Source organism: Protofrankia symbiont of Coriaria myrtifolia (assembly GCF_900634755.1).
Taxonomy (GTDB): Bacteria; Actinomycetota; Actinomycetes; order Frankiales; family Frankiaceae; genus Protofrankia; species Protofrankia coriariae.
Genome location: NZ_CAAAFS010000169.1, coordinates 1 through 7,509 on the forward strand (window position 1 = coordinate 1; position 7,509 = coordinate 7,509).

A 7,509-nucleotide genomic window follows, 5' to 3' on the forward strand; every position below is an offset into this window, starting at 1 on the left:
CACTGGTGGATGTGAGTCGCGATGTCGCGACGTTGGTTCCATGCGACTGCCATTGTGGTCGGATGTCCGGCGGTCAGCGGGCATGAGATCGGAAGAGGATGTTGTCGTGTATGGTCATGGCGCCGGGAGCGCGATTCGATGCTGCCCGTTGCCAGGTGGAAGCAAACACGCGAAGTGGGCACTACTCGATCGACCCCCATCCCCCCGCCGGGACGGCTGGAGCGCCCGCCTACGGCCCCTGGTGGGCATCAGACCTAGATTCGCCAGTAGCGGGGTGACGTTGACTGTTTGTTGACCTTGGAAAGTGATCGGGTGCTTGTCGTGCAGGGAGAATCGGGGTCACCACAACCAAACCGATATCCCAGGCGAAAGGCACCCGTCAGGTGGCAAGGATACGCAGCGTCCAGTCGTCCCGGAAACCGGCCGCGAGGAAGGGGCTATCGCGGGGTCCGGGGCGGCGGCGGGAGCGGATCCGGATCGGGCCGGTGGACCCGTCGGTGACGGAGTCGGCCGGGCTGGTCGCCCTCAGCGAGCTGGTCGACCGGCTCGCGGTCGTGGAGGCGCTCGATGCCGGGATCGGGCCGGTCAAGCGGCGGGCCCGAGGCCTGGGAGCCGGGGAGTTGCTCGTCGGGATGGCGACCAGCCAGCTGCAGGGCGAGTCGTCGCTGTCGGGGCTGGACCGCTGCGCGGGGTACGTCTGCGGATGATCGGGCTCCGCCCAGTTCCCACGCCATGACCCCGCCCCGTCCACGGCGTCCACGCTTGTCTTCGGATACGTGGACGGACCGCGGACGGCCGTGGACAACCCTGCTACCAGGGCAAACACACCACGCGAGTGATCGTTGTCCACGGAGTCCACGCACCCACCCTCGGCTCACGCGCATGTCTCGTCTCACCGGAGCATCGGCAGACACGCACCGTCACCAAACAAAGATCGTTCCGGGCGGCCGTCCCGTCCCCCGCCCCTCCGGGGCCGACACCGCACCCGTACCCGGGCAGACAACCGCGGTCGTCCCCACACCGGCCGGAGCTCCTCGCCGCAGGCCCGGCTCACCGCCGCAGCTGTCGAGGGCCAGGAGCGCCCCGACGAGGCCGGCGGCCCCACGAGGGCCCCGAGGACGGGTCTGGGGGCCCCGGCCGAACCGTTTCTGGCGCTCTCCGTCCGCGCTGGACAGCTGCGCGCTCGGAGCCGGATGAGCGAGTGTCACAGCTCGGGTCCGTTCCGGTCGATGAGCTCTCCGGCCGGCCACTCGTCCACGGCACGCTCAAGCGGAATGACCAGGACGAGAAGATCTTCGATACACGTCTTGGACTTGTCCCACAGATTTGTAGACCTTACCAGGACTCCGGACACGATCATCAGCGCAGCGCTGGCCTTCTCGACATGCTCGCGCAACTCGTGGCGAACGGTTCCGAAACCGAACGGGACCTTCAAGTCCAGCAGCGTCGGAATCATCACGTTGATCCCGGATTGATAACCGATTCCCGATCGCTGTAGATCCGGGCGTACAGCGTACAGCCCGACCTCGGCGACGAGCTGATCGATTGCGCCGAGCCTGATAAAACGACGCAGCACCCCGAAGTGCGCCGCCACTCCGCGCTCGTCATGCCCGATTATCCTGAGCTCGGGTCGCGCTCCGGCCCAGCTACGGCTACCTTTGAAATGTTTCACGTTCCAGGCACCCACAGCTCCGTAGGTGTTTCGAAAAAACTCGGCAAGTTCCGCGTGGTCACCCGGTTCGAGCTGATTCTCCCAGTACGTTTTCCACTGAATTTGCGTTTTCATGGGAAACTCTTCCAATTTTTGCAGGGCCCCTGATGGGGTCGCGGGTATTCCATTTCATTCGGTGGCTCGGCTGTGGCTGGCATTGATTCTGACTCATCGGATCTCGTGCGAGCGGCGGTTCAGTTGTCAGTCGCCGCGGCTCCACCGGCCCCGCGCCCTTACCAGCCGTACCCCATCGGTGTGCCGGCCGCCGGCAGCCGGGGCAGCGCCTCCAGCAGCGGAGGACCGGGGACGAGGCCCTGGTGGCGTAGCTCGCGGATGAGAAGCGGCACCACAGCCAGTGTCTGGTCTTGGTGACCGGCGCTGCAGCCACGTTTCCTTTCGGGCAGGCATCCGTCATGTAGCAGTACGATCCCACCCGGATGGAGCTGCTGCCGGAGGGCGTCCATGATTTCTGTCACCCCTGGTGCCGACCAGTCACGCGAATCTATCGTCCAGCCGAGAGGCTGCAGGCCGAGTTCGGCCGCCACGCGCCGCGCCCCGTCGTTCCACCGGCCATACGGTGTGCGTAGATACTGCACCCGCGCGGTGGGAGCGACAGCCTGCAGTGTCCGGCTCGCCGCCATTATTTCCCACCGTGTCTGTTGCTCGCCACAGCACGACAGATCGGCGTGTGTCATCGAGTGGCAGGCCAGGAGATGGCTCTCCGCGGCTATCCTGGAGATGATATCGGGATGTGCGGCTGCGTAGGTGCCGAGCACGCAGAATGTCGCGGCCACCTTATGCTCAGCGAGCAAATCGAGAATCCGGGGGGTGTAATAAGGATCCGGTCCGTCGTCGAACGTGAGGGCGATGCGGCGAGTCCCTGACTGACCACCGGAAAACGTGCTGGACGGGCAACATCCGGTCACAGTTCGGGTTCCTTCCGACATACCGTCTCCCGTTCCGCCGACTCCACGTGATCAGTCGGCGTAAGCTGGTCCTCCCAGCATATCCGCCACTGGATTTCGGTATTCATAGCACATCTCCCAGTCTTGATTGTTTCAGATGGAAAATTAGGGTACTTTCGTCGAGGGTTATTCAAAACTCTTCGATCAAGATCTATAGCAGCATCCTGACCTGCGACAATGCATGATCTAGTACTACAGCAACACTCTCCATGATCCGAAGACAGGTCACCCCTGTGATCTGCGCTTATGTAACTGATCTTCAGTCGTACCAAAACTTGCCGTCGGCGGGTTGCCGACGACACGCCGACAAGTGTTGCTGTAGTACTAGATCATCTGAGCTGGGGGTTCTGAATAAGCCTCGTCGAGTATCGCTCACGATATGCTTGTCGGGGTCTTCGTTTGAAAGGCCGCTGCCACCTTCTCGAAGGCGATGATGTACTGCTGCATGTGCCGCTCGGTGTAGACCGGGTGGGTGTACAGCGTGAGTGTGCGTGCCGAGAGCCAGTGCGCCGTGGCGCAGCTCGTCCTTGAATAGTCGATCGGGGTGGCGTTGGGGTCGTCGAACGGGTAGTTCAGCTTCCCGAAGCCCTTACGCTCGACGAAGACGCGCTCCCGATACATCTCTCCCAGTTGTACCGCCGTGAAGGGCATGCCCTCCGCGGTCATGGCCGCAGCGAAATCTGTCAGAGGGACCGAAATCTGCTCCACGTCGAGCACAAAGGGCGCCCACCAAAAAGCATTCTCCCGTTCTGTGGTGTCCACCGGGGCGTGGATCACCAGTGGATGATCCTTAAGGGCCTCGATCAGCTGGCGACCGTTGGCGCGGCGCCGGGGAAGGTTCCATGAGTCGAGGCGGGTAAGTTCGGAAATTCCGATGGCTGACTGCATCTCGGTTAGCCGGTAGTTGAAGCCGATCCGTCGGTGGATGTACTCCGGCCCGAGTTCCATAAGCCCCATACGCCTGGCTACGTCATAACCGTGGTCGCGCAGCGAACGGCATTCCCAACTCAGGTCCTCGTCATTGGTGACGATCGCGCCACCCTCACCACCGGTGGTGAAGTGCTTACTCTGGCAGAAGCTGAAACAGCCGACATCACCGACCGTTCCGACCTTCCTCCCCTTGTAGGTCGCGCCGATGCTCTGCGCGCAGTCCTCAACAACGAACAAACCATGCTTCCTGGCCAGATCGATGATCGGATCAAGATCTGCGACGACCCCGTAGAGGTGAACCACAATGATCGCCCGAGAACGCGGAGTAATCTTCTTTTCGACGTCGGCCGCGCTAAGCGTATGCGACTCGTCGACATCGGCGAAAACCGGCAGTGCACCAGCCTGCAGCACACAGGACGCCGAGGCAACGAAGGAGTACGGAGTGCAGATGACCTCGTCCCCCGGCCCGATACCCAGCGCGGCAAGCGCGGCATGCAAGGCGGAGGTTCCGCTGTTCGTGGTGACGGCGTGGTCGGCGCCGAGGTACGCGGCCAACTCCGCCTCGAATTGCCGGCCGAGTTCACCGGTCCAGTAGTTCACCCGGCCGGTACGGAGAGGTTCCATGGCCCGGTCGATACTCTCCGGCGCGAAGCTGGGCCAGGCCGGGAACGGTTCATCCGTGACCGGAGTACCACCGAAGATTGCGAGTTTGGACATTGTCAACCTCCTCGACGGGCGGGCAGACGGAGCGGAAATAGACGCTACGCGCCACCGGGTAACGTGAATTTCAACCGGCAAGCGAATCGCCGAGCCAGCGCGACATGGAGATGGTTGTAAGCGCAGGGTTGGCCGCGCCGAGCCGGGGAAAGTTTCCCGGACCGGCCAGGTAGACGCCGGGAAGGGCCTCGACCTCGAGATCGGTCGTGACCTTCAGCGCACCGCCGAGCGGGTGGGAACAGGCTTCATGCTCGAACGACCCGTACGGTAGCTCGAACTGGGCAACCCGCCCGGCTAGAGGTTCGGCGAGCAACGCGTGAAAGGCCTCGGCCTCGCCGAACTTCCGCGATTCCTCGCCCTGGTTTTCGCCGTCGGCCGGGCCGACCAGACAGCCACCGCCCGGACGCGGCGCAGTGATGTCGAGGAGCGAACCCTGGGCGATCTCGTCCGCCAGGCGCAGGAGCTCCTGTCGAACTTTGCCTATGCGATCGAGATCGGCGGACGAGACCGCCGTCGTTATGTGGGCGGCGGCGATACCGTCAGTCGACGACGGCTGGACCGCGAGCGTGCTGAAGTCGGCCGGACCACTGCCCTGTTCGATCACGGCTGCGAGCGAGACGAGCCGGTTACCGTTCGGAAGAGTCGGCCGCTCCTGCACAAAGATGTTGGCGGACAGCGACGGCACTGGACGGTATCCGGTCCATAGCATCGGGTGTCGGAAACTGTCCAGGGGCTCACCGGGCTCGATTCGCGCGAGGGCCCCGACGCAGAAGTGATCGGTGATGGTAGTCGTGATCAATTCACCTGTCGTCTGGGTCAGAATCTGGATATTCCCGATAGCGGACGACGCAAGGACACATGCGTCGAACCCCTGCCTCGTCGCGGCGCTATCAGAGGGGGTAGCTACCTCTACATCCCATCCGAGCCTGCCACGCCTCAGGGACCGCGCACGGCCGCGGACGATGCGGAAGCGGTCGCTCTTCACGGCGAGTCGAAGGGCCGCTGATAGCGGCGAATAGGCTTCGAACTCGCCGGTCAGGCCATCATAGCGTGCTGCTTGTGGAGCGTGCCGGAGGCCGACTCTGCTCGCGGCAGGCGACTGTGGCGAGGCCACCAGTCCCGGAAACCTCGGGCTAAGTTCTGCGTAAACCTGCGCATAGCAGCCGGCCGGACCGACTAACCGCTCCTGCCAGCAGGGATGCCAGCCGACCAACTCCTTGGAGGTGAGCCCAAGAAGAACGCCGTGATAACACAGCGAACGCCCGCCGAGTCGTTCTGAAAGACCGGCACCGAATCCCCAGCCGTCGCTGGTCCACCACCGGACCTTCTCATCGCCCGGATGGATCGAGGTGTCCCAGTCGACATGACGGCGACGGGTCGCCGGCCCGGCTTCGATGACCTCGACTTCCATCCCAGGCCGGGCCGCCATTCGGACCGCGGCCTCCAGCCCGGCCATTCCACCACCGATAACAGCAACCTTGCGGTTCATGGGCACCAGACCTTGTCGTCGTATTCCACATCGCCTTCCATCGGTTCGCCGGTCTTGACCTGTCGAGCAGAGCCGCGACCGCGGGTCATTGGGTAGGTGTTGTCCCGCGTCTGGCGGCCTCCTACAGGTCCGCCAGACGCGGGACAAGTACCGGTCACACTCTAACGGAGCTTTGCCCCAGCCTGACGAGGCCTGTTCGCCGCAGCTCCGATTTCAATGCAAGCTCGGGCAAAGACCTGCGGCCCACCGTCCGATCGTAGCCAAACTGCTACGCCTAGTAGCGATGACCGAGGAGGGCAACATCAAGTGGTCATGGCGACACACGACTTACCAGCAGATCGTTGAAAACTTCCACCGGCTTCCGTCAGTCCAACGTCTGTCGCGGTCTCCCATTCAACTGTGCGGCCACTCTATCCAGTTCCTCCTGCGAGTGCAAGGACAGGTCCGCGCCCTTCGGGAAATACTGCTGGAGGAGGCCGTTGGTGTTCTCGTTGGAACCTCGCCGCCAGGGCGAATGCGGGTCACAGAAATACACCGGCATGCCGGTCTGTACGGTGAAGTCCGCGTGCCGGGCCATCTCCTTAAAAGGTGTTTGAGATCTCCGGGTGGTGACTGGCTGTGATGTTCGGGGTGTGCGATGGGTGTGCATTCGCGGGGAAAGGGCCTGACCGGATGATCGGGCGGGTGACGGTCAGGGGGTGCCGCGACGTCACCGTCACCGCTATCCGTCTGATCTGACCGACGCCCAGTGGGCGCTGATCGAGCCGCTACTGCCGCCGGCGGCGTCGATCGGCCGCCGCGAGAAGCACGACCGCCGCGATCTCATCGACGCGATTCTGTACGTCGTGCGCAACGGCTGCGCCTGGCGGGCGCTGCCGTCGGACTACCCGCCGTGGCAGACCGTCTACTACTACTTCGCCCGCTGGCACGACCAGGGTGTGACCGAACGTGTCCACGACGCGTTACGTGACCAGCTCCGTGTGCGGGAAGGACGTGACACCGAACCGACGGTGGGGATCATCGATTCCCAGTCGGTGAAGGGCGCCGACACCGTCCCGGCGGCCAGCCGCGGCTTCGACATGGGTAAGAAAGTCAACGGCTGCAAGCGATTCCTCGTCGTTGACACCCTGGGACTGCTGCTGGCCGTGCTGGTCGTTCCCGCGAGTACGCATGACACCATCGGTGGGCGGCAGGTCCTTCTCGACAGCTACTTCGCCGGCCGGCGGTTACAGCTGGTGTTCGGCGATGGGATGTTCTCCGGGAGGATCGTGGACTGGGCCGCCTACCTGCTTGGCCTACGGGTACAGGTCGTGCGCCGGCCTGCGGGGCAGAAGGGCTTCGAGGTCCTGCCCCGCCGCTGGGTCGTCGAACGGACCCTGTGCGCCGCGAGGTGCTCTGTTGTATCCCCAGCTCAGCTGGGAGGGACTTGGAGGGAGGTTCCTGGGCCGGATGAAGTTAACCCGGTTCTGTTCACACAGCGGGTCTTTGGCGGCTATGCGGCACTACTGTACAGGTTGAACCCTTCCTCGTGCTCGTGTGGGCTGACGTATCCGATGGTCGAATGACGACGACGTCGGTTATAGAAACCTTCGATGAAGTCGAACAGGGCGGTCCGGGCCTGGTCGTGGGTGGCGAAGTGCGTTCGGTCGAGAAGTTCGCATTCGAGGGTGGCGAAAAACGACTCGGTCACAGCATTG

General features: G+C 63.4%; 6 protein-coding genes and 2 pseudogenes. 2 read left to right on the forward strand and 6 right to left on the reverse strand.

All coding sequences use genetic code 11. The features are described from left to right. Nucleotides 1-497: 497 nt before the first annotated feature. Nucleotides 498-707 carry a hypothetical protein gene (locus CM1CMNOD_RS09520; RefSeq protein ID WP_131772445.1) on the forward strand — a complete coding sequence of 70 codons (210 nt, stop codon included), beginning with the start codon at nt 498-500 and terminating at the stop codon, nt 705-707. Nucleotides 708-1,204: 497 nt separating this feature from the next. Here the strand turns inward: CM1CMNOD_RS09520 and CM1CMNOD_RS09525 are convergent, their stop codons facing one another. The 5 genes and pseudogenes from CM1CMNOD_RS09525 to CM1CMNOD_RS09545 form a co-directional block, all read right to left on the reverse strand. Further along, nucleotides 1,205-1,786, reverse strand: coding sequence for a NodA family N-acyltransferase (locus CM1CMNOD_RS09525; protein WP_013873450.1), 582 nt, complete (start codon nt 1,784-1,786; stop codon nt 1,205-1,207). A 158-nt stretch (nt 1,787-1,944) separates the two neighbouring features. Then, on the reverse strand, nt 1,945-2,658 hold the full coding sequence (gene nodB, locus CM1CMNOD_RS09530; RefSeq protein ID WP_083828229.1) for a chitooligosaccharide deacetylase NodB: 714 nt from the start codon (nt 2,656-2,658) through the stop codon (nt 1,945-1,947). Nucleotides 2,659-3,048: 390 nt separating this feature from the next. Continuing rightward, nucleotides 3,049-4,323 (reverse strand): DegT/DnrJ/EryC1/StrS family aminotransferase, encoded by a 1,275-nt coding sequence (locus tag CM1CMNOD_RS09535; RefSeq protein ID WP_013873453.1) that lies wholly within the window; start codon nt 4,321-4,323, stop codon nt 3,049-3,051. 70 nt (nt 4,324-4,393) lie between these two features. Beyond that, nucleotides 4,394-5,812, reverse strand: coding sequence for an FAD-binding protein (locus tag CM1CMNOD_RS09540; RefSeq protein ID WP_013873454.1), 1,419 nt, complete (start codon nt 5,810-5,812; stop codon nt 4,394-4,396). 364 nt (nt 5,813-6,176) lie between these two features. After that, nucleotides 6,177-6,428: pseudogene (locus CM1CMNOD_RS09545) on the reverse strand (IS30 family transposase); the annotation flags it as partial. 106 nt (nt 6,429-6,534) lie between these two features. Here CM1CMNOD_RS09545 and CM1CMNOD_RS09550 point away from each other — a divergent pair. Beyond that, nucleotides 6,535-7,188 (forward strand): annotated as a pseudogene (locus tag CM1CMNOD_RS09550) (IS5 family transposase); the annotation flags it as partial. 116 nt (nt 7,189-7,304) lie between these two features. Here CM1CMNOD_RS09550 and CM1CMNOD_RS09555 read toward each other — a convergent pair. After that, on the reverse strand, nt 7,305-7,509 hold a 205-nt coding region (locus CM1CMNOD_RS09555), incomplete at its 5' end, for an IS3 family transposase (RefSeq protein ID WP_165001420.1).